Genomic DNA, 16,162 nt, shown 5'->3' on the forward strand with positions numbered 1-16,162 from the left:
AGCATTAGGGTGGCCGCGTGACGATCCGCCCCTCGGCCCGCGCGGCCATCGCCTCCGCCACGGACCCCGGCAGCTTCACCGAACTCCCCTCCCCGCCGGAGGTATCCGTCCCGGACGGCCCACTCGGCTGGGCCGGCTACGACGACTCCCGCGCCCGCGCCGCGCTGCGCACCGGCGAGGCCGAGTCCGTGGTCACCGGCACCGCCCTGGTCGGGGGCCACCCCGCCACCGTGATCGCCTTCGAATTCGGCTACCTCGGCGGCTCCCTGGGCCGGCGCACCGGCGACCGCCTGGAGGCCGCGTACGCGCACGCCCGCGCCCACCGCCTCCCCCTGGTCTCCCTCATCGCCACCGGCGGCTCCCGCATGCAGGAGGGCATGCTCGCGCTGACGCAACTCCAGCGCGTGGCCCGCCAGTCCGCCCTCACCCGCGCCGCCGGCCTGCCGCAGGTCGCCGTGCTCCGCGATCCCACCACCGGCGGCGGCTGGGCCACCTTGGGGGCGGGGGCCGACGTGGTCCTCGCGCTGGCCGGGGCGCAGGTCGGCTTCGCCGGGTCCCGGGTGCGGCCGGCGGACGCGGATCCGGCGGCCTACACCGCCGAGGGGCAGTACGCCGCCGGGCACGTGGACGCCGTGGTCCCCGGGGCGGAGCTGGCCGCGACCCTGGCGGCCTGGCTCCGGCTGCTCGCCGCGCCCCGCTCCCCCGAACCCCCGGCTCCCCCCGCCGCGCTGGCCTGGGGGCACCTCCCGGCGGTAGCGGGGGGAGGAGGGCTGCCGGCCACCGGATGGGACGCGGTGCGCCAGGCCCGGGATCCCGGCCGGCCGCGCGCGGAGCGGTACCTGGACGCGTACTTCGAGCTCCGGATGCCCCTCTCCGGTGACCGCGCCGGCGGCACCGACCCCGGCATGGCGTGCGGGTTCGGGCTGCGGCAGGGCCGGGCCGTGGCCTACGCGGCCCAGTGCGGCACCGCCACCCGCCCGGCCGGGTACCGTACGGCGGCCCGCGTCATCCGGCTCGCGGACCGGCTCGGCATCCCGGTGCTCACCCTGGTGGACACCCCCGGCGCGGCCAACGACGCCGCCGCCGAACACGCGGGCGCGGGCGCGGCCATCGCCGACGTCTTCGCGGCGCTGGCCTCGGTCTCGGTGCCCGTCACCACCCTCCTGATCGGAGAGGGCGGCTCGGGCGGCGCCCTCGCCCTGGCCGCTCCGGGCAACACCTGGGTCACCCCGGACAGCTACTTCTCGGTGATCGCCCCCGAACTGGCGGCGGCGATCCTCAAGCGTCCCCCGGAGTCGGCCCCGGCGACGGCGGACCAACTGCGCGTGCGCCCCCAGGACCTGGTGGCCCTGGGCGTCGCCCGCGGCATCGTCCCGGCGGATCCGACCGGACCGGTGGGGCCTGGCGCCCCCAGCTCCGCGCCGGGAGCTTCCCGCCCACCCGGTACAGCCGGGTGATCTGCTGCGGGAACTCGTCGTCGTCGCTGACCAGCAGCAGCCGCACCCGTGCGGGCCCGCCGTAGTCCGTCACCGCCATCCCCTCCGCACGCGGCCGGATCCCGACCGAAGATCACGGTCGACACCGGTGCGGGCGGCGAGCGCATCCGTCAGCCGGTGGACGCCCGGCCCCCGGCGGGTCAGGCCTGGGGCGACCGCGCGTCGTACCGGGCGAAGCCCCGCCAGCGCGCGGCCAGCAGGGCCAGTACGAGGACGCAGCCGAGCCCCCCGCCCGTGATCGCCACGGTCGGGGAGGTGAGGTCGGCGGCGGTCCCGGCGAGGAAGTCCCCGAGCCGGGGCCCGCCGGCGACCACCACGATGAAGACGCCCTGCAGGCGGCCCCGCATGTCGTCGGGGGTCGCCGCCTGGAGCATGGTGGTGCGGAACACCATCGAGATCGTGTCGGCGCACCCGGCCAGGGCCAGGAAGAACAGCCCGAGCCAGAGGTTGCGGGTCAGCCCGAACACGGCGACGGCCAGCCCCCACGCGGCGACGGAGAGCAGGATCGCCACCCCGTGCCGGCGGATCCGCCCCTGCCAGCCGGAGAACAGACCGCCGACCAGCGCCCCGACGGCGGGCGCGGCCACGAGCAGGCCGACCGTCCGGGCGTCGCCGCCGTACCAGAGCACGGCGATGGCCGGGAACAGCGCCCTGGGCTGGGCCAGCACCATGGCGGCCAGGTCGGAGAAGAAGGTCATCCGGATGTTGGGCCGGGTCCCGAGGAAGCGCAGGCCGTCGAGTACGGACGCCCGCCCCTTGCGGCCCTCCTCCCGGACCGGCTCCATCGACGGCAGCCGCCACATCGCGTACAGGGCGGCGCCGAAGGTGACCACGTCGATCAGGTAGGCGGCCTGGTAGCCCCACCAGCCGACGATGACTCCGCCCAGCACCGGGCCGACCGTCATCCCGAAGGTCATCGTCACGGAGTTCAGCGCGTTGGCGGCGGGCAGCTGTTCGACGGGCAGCAGCCGGGGGATCATCGCGGAGCGCGCCGGCCCGTTGAGCGCCCCGCACAGGGACTGGAGCGCGACGACCGAGTACAGCAGCCACACCCGGTGGTAGTCGAGGAGCGCGGCGCCGGCCAGGGCGACCGACAGGCCGGTCAGGCCGAGCGAGCTGAAGAGGCCGAGCTTGCGGCGGTCCACCGTGTCGGCGACGGCTCCGCCGTAGAGGCCGAAGGCGACGAGCGGGACGAGCGAGAAGAGTCCGACCAGCCCGACGGAGAAGCTGGAGCCGGTGATCTCGTAGACCTGGAGCGAGATCGCGAGGGCGGTCATCGCCTGACCCAGCCAGGAAATGGTGCCGCCGACCCACAGCCGCCGGTAGTCGGGGGAGGTTTTCAGCGGGGTGAGGTCGGCGAATATGCGGTTCTTGGGGCGGGTGGACGGTGCTGGAGCGGTCGTACGAGTCACAACGGATGATAACCAGCCGCCGGTCCGGTCCCGGCGGATCCGGCCCCGGCTTCACGCACACGCAACAGTCGCCCCACCGGGAACAGGGGGCCCGCGGCCGGATGTTCCTTGCCGCTAACCCGCCACCATCACCGGACATTTGACCGAATAGACGTGCGCTCCTCGCCTGGAGTTCAGCTCATGATGAAAAGACTCGTATGTCCAGGGAGGCGTAGTGATCGAACCTGGCACCAGCACCACGAGAACCGCTGTACCGGGCACGACCGATCCGGTCTTCCCGCTCACCGTCGGGGTCGAGGAGGAGTTCCTCCTGGTCGACGCCCGCACCCTGCGGGTGGTCCCGACAGCCCCGCTCGTCCTCTCCACCGCCGCCGGACTCCCCCAGGAACTGCACCCCGAGGGCACCCGCTACCAGGTGGAGATCTCCACCCCGGTCGCCGACTCGGCCGTCGTCCTGCGCCGGGAGCTCGCCGCGCTGCGGCGCACCCTCGCACGGGCGGCCCGCGCCCACGGCTGCCGGCTGCTGGCCGCGCCCTCGCCGGTGCTCGCCGTGGAGGGCCCGCTCCACCTGACCGACGACGAGCCGCGCCAGCGCGAGCAGCACCGGCGCTTCGGCGCGCTCACCGACACCCTCGTCAGCTGCGGCCGGCACATCCACATCGGCACCTTCGACGTGGACACGGCGGTCGCGGTCTCCAACCGGGTCAGACCCTGGCTGCCCACGCTGATCGCGTTGGCGGCCAACTCGCCGTTCTGGGGAGGCCGCGACACCGGGCACGCCAGCTGGCGGGCGATGGCCTGGGCGGGCTGGCCCTCGGCGGGACCGCCCCCGCACTTCACCTCGACGGCCCACTTCCGGCGCTCGGTGCAGACCCTGCTCGGCTCCGGGGCGGCCCTGGACACCAAGATGGTCTACTGGGACCTGCGCCCGTCGGGGCACTGGCCGACGCTCGAACTCCGGGCTCCGGACATGTCCCCCGACATCGACTCGGCCATCCTCCAGGCCGAACTGGCCCGCGCCCTCGTCGCGACGGCCCTGCGCGAGATCGCCGAGCAGCGCCCGGACCCGCCGGTACGGGACGACGTGCTGCGCCTCGCCCGGTGGCGGGCGGCCCATGACGGCTTGGAGGGCTTCGGCCTGGACCCGTACACGGGCATCGAGCTCCCGGCGGCGGACCTGGCGGAGGCCCTGCTCGACCGGGTGGCCCCCCAACTGGCCGCCTCCGGCGACCTCGACCACGCGGCGAAGACCCTGGCGGGCCTCCTGCGCGACGGCTCGGGCGCCCACCGCCAGCGCACGGCCTTTGCCCACCGCGGCGACCTGAGGGACGTGCTGCGTCACTTGGCCGACGAGACGGAGGCCTTCTAGCCGGTGCCGCCCCTGGTAGGCCGAAGCCGCAGGTGCAATCGTTTCTGCGCCTGCGGCTCGTAGTGGGGGCGCACACCGGTGCGCCCACGCGCCGGTCGGCAACCGGCCAGGAAGGGCCTGGTTGTGCCCCTCCGCCGACAGCACAATCGGTCTATGCTGCGAACAGAACGTCCCCGTTCCGGACCCTGACGGCGCGTTGACTGCCACAGATCTGCGCGTCGCGGCACGGACCCGCGTGTCCGCCAGCCCGGCGCATCCGAGGGCGTGACCCGTCCCCGTCCTGGAACACAGGCCGGCGGACCGGCCCCATGCCCGCTGCGCGCGTACACCCGCACCGGGAAGTGCACTGGAGGGGCCGGGGAGTCCGGCACCGAACGGCGCCTACCGGCTGGTCCCGAACCGAGGCGCCCCATCATGCGTGTCCCCGATCCGAACGTCCACCGGTACGACGGGAGCAGCCGGGCACTGCTCGCTCCGGCCGGTGAACTCGACGTCGCCACCGTCCACTCCCTGCGCGAGTCGCTGGCGCGATGCCTGTCCGACGGCATCCGCACCGTCGACATCGACCTCTCCGCCGTCACCTTCTGCGACTGCAGCTCCTCGGCGTCCTCCTCTCGTCGTGGTGGCGCATCACGGCGGCCGGAGGAACCCTCCACCTGCACCACCCACCGCCCGTACTGGTCCGGATGGTCGGCATCACCCGGACCGGTTTCCTGCTCGGCGACCGCCCCGCTCCCTCCCTCCCCACCGCCCCGGGCGGTGCGCTGTGACGGACACGTCGCCGCTGGGGCGCACCCAGAGGGGCCGCCGCGGAACCTCGTCCGACCCGGACGACCTGACCGCGATCCGGCTGCGCCGGCTGAACCGGTGGCAGGCCGAGGGGCTGAGGGAAGACGTGGCGGACCTGTATGTGGAGTCCTCCCACCCTGCGGCCGGTACGGCCCACAGCAGCCGGGAAGCCTTCCTGCACCGCCTCACGGGCGATGTCCGGCGGCCCGGATTCGCCATGCTGGTCGCGGAGCGGGCCACCTTGTTCGGTTGTGTCTTCGGCTTCCCGCTGCGGCGTGACGGCTCCTGGTGGAGAGGGCTGCTCGGCCCCCTGCCCCGGGACGTCGAACAGCTCACCGCCTCCGGGCACGTCTTCGCCGTCACCGACGTCGTGGTCGCCCCGCACGAGCAGGGCCTCGTACTGGGCCGGCGGTTGCAGGAGCGGCTGCTGGACGACCACCGCGCCTCGCTCGGCGCCACCCTGGTGCCCAGGTCCGACATCAGGAGCCTGGCGGCCTTCCGGTCCTGGGGATGGCACGAGGTGGGCGATGTCCACCGGCCACCCGGCACGGCGCTGCTCCGGGCGCTGGTGCTGCCCCTTGGGAGGGCGCCGGCGGCCACGTCCGGCCGGGGGCTCCCGGCCGGCACGCGACGCCCGGAGCTGTGACGGGTGGCCGGGCGGCCAGGATCCGGGTACTGGTGGCCGAGCAGGCGGCCAGGCGCGGCGCACGCATCGCGGTGGCCGACGTGCGCACGGCCGCGGTGGCCGCGCTCCCGATCGACGGCGCGGGGGTGTCGGCCATGTCCAGGGCTTCGGCCGGCCATCCCCTGCACGCCACCGGACCGGTGAGCGAGCGGGTCGAAGAACTCCGGCTCACCCCGGGCGGAGGGGCCCGGCCCGGATGCCTCCGCCCTCGGGTCGGCCGGCCGTCCCGGCGCCCGATCCGAGGGCCGCCGAGGGCCGCCGAGGAGCGCCAGCGGTGGCCCGTGTGCGCCGTGGAAGCCGTCAGCCGTCAGCCGTTGACCTCTACTCCGGTGTGCGGCCCAGCTGACCCATGGGAACCGGCCGACGTGGTGGCCCGCCGGCTGCGATTCGCGCCGGCTCCGCACGAGGACCGGAGCGCCCCCGACCGATGCCTGACAACAGAAGGTGTACACGATGAATGAGCAGCTTCTTGCCAAGGCATTCGTCGAACTGGCGGACAACTTGGTCGCGGACTTCGACCTGATCGACTTCCTCCGCATGCTGACCGACAGCTGTGTCGGCATGCTCGATGTGAGCGCGGCCGGCGTACTCCTCGCGGACCGCAAGGGTGAACTGCGCGTGATGGCCGCCTCCGACGAGCGGGTGCGCCTGCTCGAACTGTTCCAGCTCCAGAACGACGAGGGACCGTGCCTGGAGTGCTTCCGCACGGGCATACCCGTCACCATCCCGGACCTGAGCACGGAAGCCGCCCGCTGGCCGCGCTTCTCCGCGCAGGCACGGCACAGCGGGTACTCGGCGGTCCAGGCCCTGCCGATGCGCCTGCGGGACGAGGTCGTCGGAGCACTGAACCTGTTCCGCACCCTCTCGGGGCCCTTCGATCCGGCCGCCACTCCCATCGCCCGGGCCCTGGCCGACGTCGCCACCATCAGCCTCCTGCAGCAGCGCTCCTCCCAGGAGAGCACGGTGCTCAACGAGCAGTTGCAGACGGCGTTGAACAGCCGCGTGCTGATCGAGCAGGCCAAGGGCAAGCTCGCCGAGCGCCAGGGCATCGGCATGGAGGAGGCCTTCAGCGCGCTGCGGGGCTACGCCCGCGCGCACAACCGGCGTCTGTCCGACCTGGCCGGTGCCTTCGTCAACGGAACCGAACCCCTCGCCGGCCTGATCGTTTGACCGTCAGCGCGGTCCTTCACGGTCACGACCGCTGTCCCGGTCGTGGTGCCGGTCGCGGTCGCGGTCGCGGCGGTCCTCACGGCTCCGACGGCCGCGGTGCTGCCGGGCGTAGCGGCGGTCCCAGCGGTGCTGCTGGTCACGGTGGTCCCGGTAGTCGCCGTAGTCCTCGTAACCGCGGTGGTCGTCGTAGCCGCGCTGGTCGTCGTAGCCGCGCTGGTCGCCCTGACGGCCCGAACCGGCCCGGCGTCCGCGGTGCACGAGGGCGAAGAGGAGTACCGCGGCGGCCACCCACAGCAGGTGGTTGAGGTAGCCGAAGAGGATCAGGGCCACCAGGAGCACGAGAAGCACGACGGACACGAGCGGTCCCTTCCACAGCGGAACAGGTCATCGCTGCCGGGGACCGGGGCCTCGTCCAGCAGCGTAGCGCCGCGAGGGGCCCGGCGACAGCCGTCGGCCCCATTGACAGCCGACACCGCCCGGCGTTGACTGGCGCGGACGGCGTTGGGCCGTAGCGCTGCGGGCAGTTCCGGAGCCAGGCCTCCCAACCCTCCGCTTCGCCCGGACCCCGCGGAACGCAGGTACCACCCCTGTGACCGCTGTGCAGGTCCCGGCCGTGCCCTTCCGGATTCTTCTCCTCCTGCCGGCACCGACACGCCATCGAACGAGGAGAGTCGACGGGTATGCAGCAGAGCGACTTACGAACCGGCAACAGCGGGGGGCCCGCATGTCCAGGTCCCTGATCGTCATCGCGGCCGTCGTGGCCACGGCCCTCGTCGCCGTGACGGCCGTCCTCCTGGCCACGCTCGGCCACCACCGGATCGGGCGCGGTCTGAAACGGCGCTTCGGCCCCGAGTACGAACGCCTCGTGACCCGCCACGAAGGTGACACCAAGGCCGCCGACCGGGAACTCGGCGAACGCCTCAAGCAGCACGGTTCCGTCAGGGAACGGCCGCTCTCGTCGGCTTCCCGGGAGCAGTACGCGGCCCAATGGGCCGGTATCCAGAAGCGGTTCGTCGACTCCCCGCAGGAGGCGGTGGCCGAGGCCGACGCGCTGCTGGCCCGGCTGACCTCGGACCGGGGCTTTCCGGTCGACGGGCCGTTCGAGGAGCGGCTCGCCGCGCTCTCCGTCCACCACGCACAGCACGTGGACGGCTACCGCTGCCTGCACGGCGTCGCCCACAGCCGTGGCAGCACGGAGGAGAACCGCAGGGCCATGACCGGGGCGCAGGAGCTCTTCGACGCGCTCGTCGCACAGCATCCGGCCGACTCGGGCCGCCACCGTCCGCAACGTCACCACGCCGAGGGAAGTGGCACGCGATGACGTACGACCAGGAACGCGCACAGCAGCTCCCGACCCGCGGCCCGCTCCCCGGGCGGCACGATCCGCGCGGGGGCCGGTCCCCCCGCCCCCTGCCCCCCGAGGGGCCGCGCGAGGCCGACGCGGATCTCTGGGGAGTCCCGGAGGTCCCGGAGGTCCCCGAGGTCCCGCCCCATGTGTCGCTGCTCGCGCAGAGCGACCGCGACAGGCTGGTCCTGCGCCTCCAGCACGCCCTCGGCACCTTCGTCCAGAGCCCGCGCGAAGCGGTCGACGAGGCCGACACCGCCTTCGCCGACGCCACCACCCGCGTGACGGCCGCGCTCGTGGAGCGCCGGCGCGTCATCGGCTCCACCCACCGGGACCGCGAATCCGAAGCCGGGACGGAGGACCTGCGGCTCGCCCTGCGCCAGTACCGGGAGATCACCCTGCGGCTCCTGCGCATGTGACCGCCCCTGCCCCGCCAGCCCCCTGACTGCCGGCGGGGACGGCCCATCCTCCCCGGTGAGCCGCCTCGCCGGCCCCTCGTCGTCCCCGCGCGAACGAGCCGGCGGCCCGGACTCACCGCCGTGGCCGCCTTCTTGCCGTTCCGCTGCCGGCCCGCCCCTGACCTTCGAGCCGAGGAGACGCGTGCCCATGACGCACGTAGGCATGCCCATGCCCAGCACCCGACGCACGTATCCGCACGACGACGCCCCGGACACCGCGGCCCTGTTCCGCCGTATCGCGGCCCTTCCGGACGGCCCGCAGAGGTCTGCGCTGCGGCAGGAGGTGGTGTGTGCCTGGATGCCGATGGCCACACGGCTCGCCCGGCGGTTCAGCAACGGCAGGGAACCCCTGGAGGACCTCCGGCAGGTTGCCCAACTGGGCCTGGTGAAGGCGGTTTCCCGCTTCGACCCGGACTTCGGTTCCGCCTTCGAGGCCTTCGCCATCCCGACGATCGTCGGCGAGGTGAAACGGCACTTCCGCGACAACCTGTGGGCGGTGCACGTGCCCCGGCGGGTCCAGGAACTGCGCATCCAGGTGCGCACGGCCGACAGGGAGCTACGTCCCACACTCGACCCCCGTGGCCATCCGGCGTCCGAGATCGCGGCGGTGTCCGGCCTGACCGAGCAGGAGGTACGGACGGGCCAGGCGGCCCTGCACAGCTTCACCACCCTGTCCCTCGAGGGCGCGCGCGGCCACTACGAGGGCAAGGACCCGCTGGCCGAAACCCTCGGCTGCGCGGAGCCCGGCTTCGACCGGATCGTCGACCGTGAGGCGCTCCGGCCCCTGCTGCGCGCACTGCCCGAGCGCGACCGGCGGATCCTCTACATGAGGTTCTTCCGCGAGATGAACCAGAGCTGCATCGGCGAAGAGCTCGGCCTGTCCCAGATGCACGTCTCCCGCCTGATCCGCCGCATCTGCGAGTCCCTCCGCGACCAGGTGATGGAAGACGCCGCCTGAGCACGCGGCCAGACGGGCGGTCCCGCGGCCAGCCTGCCCGCCGGACGGCCAGCCGCGATCGGGTACCGCTCCGGGGAACGCCAAAGCCGCAGGTGAGATCGTTTCTTCACCTGCGGCTCGCAGTGGGGCGGGTGGGACTCGAACCCACGGCCGACGGATTATGAGTCCGCTGCTCTAACCGGCTGAGCTACCGCCCCTTCACGGCGTGGCGCGTACATGTGTGCGCGCCGTCTGCCGCAGCATAGCCGCTCATACGATCTCCTGCCTCGGATGCCTCGCATGATCGGCTTGGCCTGCCCAGAGAGACCGCGCCGAGCCCTGCCCGGTTGCGAACAGAGGGCAAAAAAGAAAGAGGACCCACCCGGGGCCCTCGTTCCTTCTTGCTCCCCCGACTGGACTCGAACCAGTAACCTGCCGATTAACAGTCGGCTGCTCTGCCAATTGAGCTACAGGGGACCGCGCTCCCCCGACTGGACTCGAACCAGTAACCTGCCGATTAACAGTCGGCTGCTCTGCCAATTGAGCTACAGGGGATTGCTGCGTTGCACCGAACAGCCCACCTCCGGCCTTGGCCAGGGGGCGAGCGCCCGTTGCGAGTCATAGATTAGCGCAAGCAGGGGGGTGCTCCGCCAATCGGTATCCACAGCAGGCCGGGCACCACACGACGAAGGGTGACAGGCATGCGGTACAAGGTCACGTTCGCGGTCGGACTGGCCCTCGGGTACGTGCTCGGGACCCGGGCCGGACGCGAGCGGTATGAACAGTTGAAGAAGTCCGCACGTGAGCTCGCGCAGAACCCGGTGGTGCGCAACGCCGCCGAGAGCGCTGGTCAGAGCGGGCGGGAGTTCGCGGGCAAGGCCTTCGCCGCGGTCAGCGACAAGGTCGGCGACGCGGTGCCCGCTTCCCTCGCGGGACGGGTACGGGGCCTGCGCGCCCGGGTCGGCGGCGGGGGCGCGGGCGAGGACGACTGGGGCACCAGCAACACCTGACCGGTCGGCGTGGCGGCGGGTGCGGGACCGGTCCTCATGACCGGCCCCGCGCCGGCCCCGCACCCGTCCCCGTCTGGTCCCGGCGGTCGCGGAACCGTCCGCGCACCGGTCCCGAGGGGCTCGGCGCGGTCGTGTTCGCGCAGATGTGCGGCAGAATTCTCTGCATGGGGATAGTCGCCGGGCTGGACAGTTCTTCCGCCTTCACTCGCATCGTCGTCTGTGACACCGAGACGGGCGCCGTGCTGCGCCAGGGGTACGCCCCCCATCCGCAGCCCACCGGCGAGTCCCTGCCTCACGAGACCGACCCGCAGGCCTGGCTGCTCTCGCTCGGCGAGGCCGCCGGCGGCGGGCTCCTCGAAGGGGTGCAGGCCATCGGCGTCTCGGCCCAGCAGCACGGTCTGCTGCCGCTGGACGCGCAGGGCGGTCTCGTCCGCCCCGCCCTGATCGGCAACGACAAGCGCGGCCAGGTCGCCGCCGCGGACCTCACCGAGGCGTTCGGCGGCCGGCAGGCCTGGGCCGAAGCGGTCGGTTCCGTCCCCCATGCGGCGCAACCCGTCGCGAAGCTCGCCTGGCTGGCCCGGACCGAGCCGGAGGCGGCCCGGCGGGTCGCCGTGCTCATGTCCCCGCACGACTGGCTCGTGTGGCAGCTGCTGGGCCGCCCGGCCCGGCGCACCACCGACCGGGGCGGCGCCTCCGGTACCGGGTACTGGTCCGCGGCCACCGGCACCTACCGGCCCGACCTCGTCGAGCTCGCGCTCGGCCACCGGGCGCTGCTGCCCGAGGTGCTCGGCCCGGCCGAAGCCGCCGGGACCACGCCCGAGGGGCTCCTGATCTCCGCCGGAACCGGCGAGACCATGGCCGCCGCGCTCGGCCTGGGCATGGGACCCGGCGACGCCGCGGTCTCGCTGGGCGCGTCCGGGTCGGTGATGGCGGTGCACGGCGAGGCGGTGTCGGAGCCCGGCGGGCTGATCACCTCGCTCGCGGACGCCGCCGGGATGCACCTGCCGGTGGTGAACACGCTGAACGCCGTACGGGCCCTGCGCGGCACCGCGGAACTGCTGGGCACCGATCTGGAAGGGCTGAGCGAGCTCGCGCTGAAGTCGACCCCGGGCGCGCACGGTCTCGTACTCCTGCCGTACCTGGAGGGTGAGCGGACGCCGAACCTGCCGCACACCGCCGGGACCCTGTCGGGGCTGCGGCGGGAATCCATGAAGCCGGAGCACCTGGCCCGGGCGGCCTTCGAGGGCATGCTGTGCGGGCTGGTGGACGCGCTCGACGTGCTGCGCAGCCGCGGCGTGGAGGTCCGCCGGGTGTTCCTGCTGGGCGCGGCGGCCGAGCTGCCCGCCGTACAGGCATTCGCGCCGGGGCTGTTCGGTACGCAGATCGTCGTACCTGCTCCGGCCGACTACGCGGCACTGGGCGCGGCCCGGCAGGCGGCGTGGGCCCTCGGTGTGGCGCGCGGCACGCTGACCCCGAACACCCCGCCGGTGTGGCCGGCGCCCAAGGCGCAGCTCTTCGAGCCGGACGAGGAGTACCCGGCCTGGCGGGGCGTGCGCCAGCAGTACGTCGCGACCCGGGACCAGATCCACCCCGGCGCGTTCCAGGCCGGTCCGTTCCAGCCCGGGTCACAGCACTAGGTCGCGCGCCCCCGCGGGCTACGCCTTTTGACCGGGCTTTGCGAAAACCGGTGGGGTTCGAGCCTCCGGTTGGCCGAAGATGGGGTGAACCCCCTCGATCATGCCGACCGGAGCCTGCGCGTGCTCATACGACTCATGCGGACCCACCTGGGTCCGTACCGGAAACCGATCGCCCTGCTGGTGCTGCTGCAGCTGCTGCAGACCAGCGCGAGCCTCTACCTGCCCACGCTGAACGCGGACATCATCGACCACGGTGTCGTCAACGGTGACACCGGCTACATCCTGCGCTTCGGCGCGCTGATGCTCGGCGTCTCGCTCGTGCAGCTCGTCTGCAACGCGGGCGCCGTCTACTACGGCGCCCGTACCGCCGCGGCCTTCGGCCGCGATGTCCGGGCCGCCGTCTTCGACCGCGTCCAGAGCTTCTCCGCGCGTGAGCTCGGCCACTTCGGCGCCCCGTCGCTGATCACCCGTACGACGAACGACGTGCAGCAGATCCAGATGCTCGTACTGATGACCTTCACCCTGATGGTCTCGGCTCCGATCATGTGCGTCGGCGGCATCTTCATGGCGCTCTCGCTGGACGTGAAGCTGTCGGGCGTGCTGCTCGCCGTGGTTCCCGTCCTCGGCCTGTCGGTCGGCGCGATCGTGCTGCGGACGCGGCCGCTGTTCCGGAAGATGCAGACGCGTCTGGACACGGTCAACCGGGTCCTGCGCGAGCAGATCACCGGCAACCGGGTGATCCGCGCCTTCATCCGCGACGACTACGAGAAGAACCGCTTCCGCGAGGCCAATGCCGACCTCACGGGCGTCTCGCTGGCGGCCGGCAAGCTGCTCGCGCTGATGTTCCCGACCGTCATAGTGGTCGTGAACATCTCCAGCGTCGCCGTCATCTGGTTCGGCGCGATGCGCATCGACAGCGGCGGCATGGAGATCGGCCAGCTGACGGCCTTCCTGGCCTACCTGATGCAGATCGTCATGTCCGTGATGATGGCCACCTTCATGTTCATGATGGTGCCGCGCGCCGAGGTCTGCGCCGAGCGCGTCCAGGAGGTCCTGGACACCGACTCCAGCGTGGTCCCGCCCACCGATCCGGTCCGCAAGCTCCTCCACCACGGCCGCCTCGAGCTGCGCGGCGCCGACTTCCGCTACCCGGGCGCCGAGGCCCCCGTACTGCGCGGGGTCGACCTGGTGGCCCGCCCCGGGGAGACCACCGCGGTGATCGGTTCCACCGGCAGCGGCAAGTCCACGCTGCTGGGCCTGGTCCCCCGGCTGTTCGACGCGACCGGCGGCGAGGTGCTCGTCGACGGCGAGGACGTGCGCCGTCTCGACCCGGACCTGCTCGCCAGGACGGTCGGCATGGTCCCGCAGAAGCCGTACCTGTTCTCCGGGACGGTCGCCACCAACCTGCGCTACGGGCGCCCCGACGCCACCGACGAAGAGCTGTGGCACGCGCTGGAAGTGGCGCAGGCCAAGGGCTTCGTGTCCGAGCTGGAGGGCGGGCTCGACGCCCCCATCTCCCAGGGCGGAACCAACGTCTCCGGCGGCCAGCGCCAGCGGCTCGCGATCGCGCGCACGCTCGTGCAGCGCCCGGAGATCTACCTGTTCGACGACTCCTTCTCGGCCCTGGACTACGCGACGGACGCGGCGCTGCGCTCCGCGCTCGCCCGCGAGACCGAGGACGCGACCGTGGTCATCGTCGCCCAGCGGGTCTCCACGATCCGCGACGCGGACCGGATCATCGTCCTCGACGAGGGGCAGGTGGTGGGCGAGGGGCGGCACCACGAGCTGATGGCCGGCAACGAGACCTACCGGGAGATCGTGCTCTCCCAGCTGACGGAGGCGGAGGCGGCGTGAGCAGTCCCGGAGGACGGATGATGATGGGACCGCCGACGACGCGGTCCATGGACTTCAAGGGCTCGGGCAAGCGGCTGCTGCGCGCGCTGGCGCGCGACCGGGCCAAGCTGTGGGGCATGGTCCTCGCGGTCGTCGGCAGCGTCGCCGCGTCGGTGACCGGCCCGAAGATCCTCGGCAAGGCCACCGACCTCGTGTTCGCGGGGATCGTCGGCCGGGAGATGCCGAAGGGGATCACCAAGGAGCAGGCCCTGGACGGGCTGCGCGCCAAGGGCCAGGGCGGGATGGCGGACATGCTGTCCGGGACCGCCTTCACCCCGGGCAAGGGCATCGACTTCGGCGCGGTCGGAGTGGTGGCCCTGTGGGCGCTCGGCGTCTTCACGCTCGCCGGTCTGCTGATGCTGGTCGCCACGCGGCTGTCGAACCACATCATGAACGGCACCGTGTACCGGATGCGCGAGGAGCTGCAGGCCAAGCTCTCGCGGCTGCCGCTGTCGTACTTCGACCAGCAGAAGCGCGGCGAGGTGCTGAGCCGGGCCACGAACGACATCGACAACGTCGGGCAGACGCTCCAGCAGACGATGGGCCAGCTGCTCAACTCGCTCCTGACGATCATCGGCGTGCTGGCGATGATGTTCTGGATCTCGCCGCTGCTGGCGCTGGTCGCGCTGGTCACCATCCCGGTCTCGGGGTTCGTGGCCGCGAAGATCGGCAAGAAGTCGCAGCCGCAGTTCGTGGCGCAGTGGAAGTCCACGGGCGCCCTGAACGCGCACGTCGAGGAGATGTACTCGGGCCACACGCTGGTCAAGGTCTTCGGCCGGCAGAAGGAGTCCGCGGAGCTCTTCGCCGAGCAGAACGAGGCGCTGTACCGGGCTTCGTTCAAGGCGCAGCTGGTCAGCGGCGTCATGCAGCCGGTGATGCTGTTCATCTCGAACATCAACTACGTGCTCGTCGCGGTCGTCGGCGGTCTGCGGGTGGCCTCGGGCACCCTGTCGATCGGTGATGTCCAGGCCTTCATCCAGTACTCGCGCCAGTTCTCGATGCCGCTGACGCAGGTCGCCTCCATGGCGAACCTGGTGCAGTCCGGCGTCGCCTCCGCGGAGCGGGTCTACGAGCTGCTGGACGCGGCGGAGCAGGAGCCGGACGCCGAGGTCCCGGAGCGTCCGGAGGCACTGCGCGGGCAGGTCACCTTCGACAAGGTCGCCTTCCGCTACGAGCCGGACAAGCCGCTGATCGAGAACCTCTCGCTCACGGTCGACCCCGGCCAGACGGTCGCGATCGTCGGCCCGACCGGCGCCGGCAAGACCACGCTGGTCAATCTGCTGATGCGGTTCTACGAGGTCACGGGCGGGGAGATCGCCCTCGACGGCGTGGACATCGCGAAGATGACCCGCGAGGAACTGCGCGGCGGCATCGGCATGGTGCTCCAGGACACCTGGCTGTTCGGCGGCACCATCGCGGAGAACATCGCCTACGGCGCTTCGCGCGAGGTGACGCGCGCCGAGGTCGAGGAGGCCGCGCGGGCGGCCCACGCCGACCGGTTCATCCGCACCCTGCCCGAGGGCTACGACACGGTGCTCGACGACGAGGGCGCGGGCGTCAGCGCCGGCGAGAAGCAGCTGATCACCATCGCGCGGGCGTTCCTGTCCGATCCGGTGATCCTGGTGCTCGACGAGGCCACGAGCTCGGTGGACACCCGTACCGAGGTGCTGATCCAGAAGGCGATGGCGCGCCTCGCGCACGGCCGTACGTCCTTCGTGATCGCGCACCGGCTGTCCACGATCCGCGACGCGGACCTGATCCTGGTGATGGAGAGCGGCTCCATCGTGGAGCAGGGCACGCACGAGGAGCTGCTGCGCTCGGGCGGCGCCTACGCGCGCCTGTACGCGGCGCAGTTCGCGCAGGCGGTGGCCGAGGTCGACTAGCTCGGCCGGCGGGACCGTTCGGGGAGGGGCGCCTTTCGGGGCGCCCCTTTCCCGTACCTGCGCACTCAGTCGCTCACG

At 72.5% G+C, this 16,162-nt stretch carries 13 protein-coding genes, 3 tRNA genes and 1 pseudogene; 12 read left to right on the forward strand and 5 right to left on the reverse strand.

Annotated features, from left to right (window positions below):
- Nucleotides 1–17 precede the first annotated feature (17 nt).
- Nucleotides 18–1,457: a carboxyl transferase domain-containing protein gene (locus OG389_RS12175; RefSeq protein WP_328298495.1), complete on the forward strand. Its 1,440-nt coding sequence runs from the start codon at nt 18–20 to the stop codon at nt 1,455–1,457.
- Nucleotides 1,458–1,636: 179 nt separating this feature from the next.
- On the opposite strand, the gene OG389_RS12180 is transcribed toward OG389_RS12175, so the two are convergent.
- A complete protein-coding gene (locus OG389_RS12180; RefSeq protein ID WP_328298496.1) occupies nt 1,637–2,908 on the reverse strand; it encodes an MFS transporter in 1,272 nt (423 codons plus the stop codon).
- Between the two features lie 214 nt (nt 2,909–3,122).
- Between OG389_RS12180 and OG389_RS12185 the strand changes: the two genes are divergently transcribed.
- The 4 genes and pseudogenes from OG389_RS12185 (at nt 3,123) to OG389_RS12195 (ending at nt 6,921) form a co-directional block, all read left to right on the forward strand.
- Entirely contained in the window at nt 3,123–4,277 is a 1,155-nt protein-coding gene (locus tag OG389_RS12185; RefSeq protein ID WP_328298497.1) for a carboxylate-amine ligase, read from the forward strand.
- A gap of 414 nt (nt 4,278–4,691) precedes the next feature.
- Nucleotides 4,692–4,865 (forward strand): annotated as a pseudogene (locus tag OG389_RS36750) (STAS domain-containing protein); the annotation flags it as partial.
- A gap of 178 nt (nt 4,866–5,043) precedes the next feature.
- Nucleotides 5,044–5,712, forward strand: a complete 669-nt coding sequence (locus OG389_RS12190) for a hypothetical protein (RefSeq protein WP_328298498.1) — start codon at nt 5,044–5,046, stop codon at nt 5,710–5,712.
- A gap of 492 nt (nt 5,713–6,204) precedes the next feature.
- Complete coding sequence (locus tag OG389_RS12195) at nt 6,205–6,921, forward strand: GAF and ANTAR domain-containing protein (RefSeq protein WP_328298499.1); 717 nt, start codon at nt 6,205–6,207, stop codon at nt 6,919–6,921.
- A 3-nt stretch (nt 6,922–6,924) separates the two neighbouring features.
- Here the strand turns inward: OG389_RS12195 and OG389_RS12200 are convergent, their stop codons facing one another.
- Entirely contained in the window at nt 6,925–7,278 is a 354-nt protein-coding gene (locus tag OG389_RS12200) for a hypothetical protein (protein ID WP_328298500.1), read from the reverse strand.
- Nucleotides 7,279–7,645: 367 nt separating this feature from the next.
- Between OG389_RS12200 and OG389_RS12205 the strand changes: the two genes are divergently transcribed.
- The 3 genes from OG389_RS12205 (at nt 7,646) to OG389_RS12215 (ending at nt 9,682) form a co-directional block, all read left to right on the forward strand.
- Entirely contained in the window at nt 7,646–8,242 is a 597-nt protein-coding gene (locus OG389_RS12205) for a hypothetical protein (RefSeq protein WP_328298501.1), read from the forward strand.
- Nucleotides 8,239–8,685, forward strand: coding sequence for a hypothetical protein (locus OG389_RS12210; RefSeq protein WP_328298502.1), 447 nt, complete (start codon nt 8,239–8,241; stop codon nt 8,683–8,685). The genes OG389_RS12205 and OG389_RS12210 overlap by 4 nt, the downstream gene beginning before the upstream one ends.
- 187 nt (nt 8,686–8,872) lie before the next feature.
- The gene (locus OG389_RS12215; RefSeq protein WP_328298503.1) at nt 8,873–9,682 is read left to right on the forward strand and encodes a SigB/SigF/SigG family RNA polymerase sigma factor; all 810 of its coding nucleotides are present in this window, start codon (nt 8,873–8,875) and stop codon (nt 9,680–9,682) included.
- Between the two features lie 123 nt (nt 9,683–9,805).
- On the opposite strand, the gene OG389_RS12220 is transcribed toward OG389_RS12215, so the two are convergent.
- From OG389_RS12220 to OG389_RS12230, 3 genes are all read right to left on the reverse strand, one after another.
- Nucleotides 9,806–9,879 (reverse strand) — tRNA-Ile (locus tag OG389_RS12220).
- Between the two features lie 186 nt (nt 9,880–10,065).
- Nucleotides 10,066–10,138: transfer RNA gene (locus OG389_RS12225), tRNA-Asn, on the reverse strand.
- Nucleotides 10,139–10,143: 5 nt separating this feature from the next.
- Nucleotides 10,144–10,216 (reverse strand) — tRNA-Asn (locus OG389_RS12230).
- 146 nt (nt 10,217–10,362) lie between these two features.
- Here OG389_RS12230 and OG389_RS12235 point away from each other — a divergent pair.
- The 4 genes from OG389_RS12235 (at nt 10,363) to OG389_RS12250 (ending at nt 16,084) form a co-directional block, all read left to right on the forward strand.
- The gene (locus OG389_RS12235; protein WP_328298504.1) at nt 10,363–10,671 is read left to right on the forward strand and encodes a YtxH domain-containing protein; all 309 of its coding nucleotides are present in this window, start codon (nt 10,363–10,365) and stop codon (nt 10,669–10,671) included.
- A 164-nt stretch (nt 10,672–10,835) separates the two neighbouring features.
- Complete coding sequence (locus OG389_RS12240) at nt 10,836–12,308, forward strand: FGGY family carbohydrate kinase (protein WP_328298505.1); 1,473 nt, start codon at nt 10,836–10,838, stop codon at nt 12,306–12,308.
- A 120-nt stretch (nt 12,309–12,428) separates the two neighbouring features.
- Nucleotides 12,429–14,162 (forward strand): ABC transporter ATP-binding protein, encoded by a 1,734-nt coding sequence (locus OG389_RS12245; protein WP_328298506.1) that lies wholly within the window; start codon nt 12,429–12,431, stop codon nt 14,160–14,162.
- Nucleotides 14,159–16,084, forward strand: coding sequence for an ABC transporter ATP-binding protein (locus tag OG389_RS12250; RefSeq protein ID WP_328298507.1), 1,926 nt, complete (start codon nt 14,159–14,161; stop codon nt 16,082–16,084). Before OG389_RS12245 ends, OG389_RS12250 begins: the two co-directional genes overlap by 4 nt.
- Nucleotides 16,085–16,162: the final 78 nt, after the last annotated feature.

The organism is Streptomyces sp. NBC_00435 (assembly GCF_036014235.1).
Classification (GTDB): Bacteria; Actinomycetota; Actinomycetes; order Streptomycetales; family Streptomycetaceae; genus Streptomyces.